Raw genomic sequence first — 313 nt, 5'->3', positions numbered from 1 at the left:
TTTATACCGTTCTTATTAAATAAGAGCAGATAAACATTGAGAACTTTTAAATTTGATTAACATGACTCGTAAGTCAGTTAATCAGTCAGCTTTCCAAATTGTTAAAGAGCTTGATTCAATAAAATGAACCATTTTTAAAAACACTTAAATAAATGTGCTTAAAGATGGTATCCCGTAGGGGAGTCGAACCCCTGTTACCGCCGTGAAAGGGCGGTGTCCTAGGCCTCTAGACGAACGGGACATAGGTTACTCTTAACTGTTTAAACATATCAATCTGTGTGGACACTTATCGTGAATATCTTCGTATAAGGAG

General features: G+C 36.4%; 1 tRNA gene. It reads right to left on the bottom strand.

Annotated elements, in window-relative coordinates:
• Window positions 1-165: 165 nt before the first annotated feature.
• Window positions 166-241: transfer RNA gene (locus AB4323_RS24245), tRNA-Glu, on the bottom strand.
• Window positions 242-313: the final 72 nt, after the last annotated feature.

Source organism: Vibrio sp. 10N.261.52.C11, from assembly GCF_041471405.1.
GTDB classification, from domain to species: Bacteria; Pseudomonadota; Gammaproteobacteria; order Enterobacterales; family Vibrionaceae; genus Vibrio; species Vibrio crassostreae_C.
This window is presented reverse-complemented; position numbering and strand designations above follow the sequence as displayed.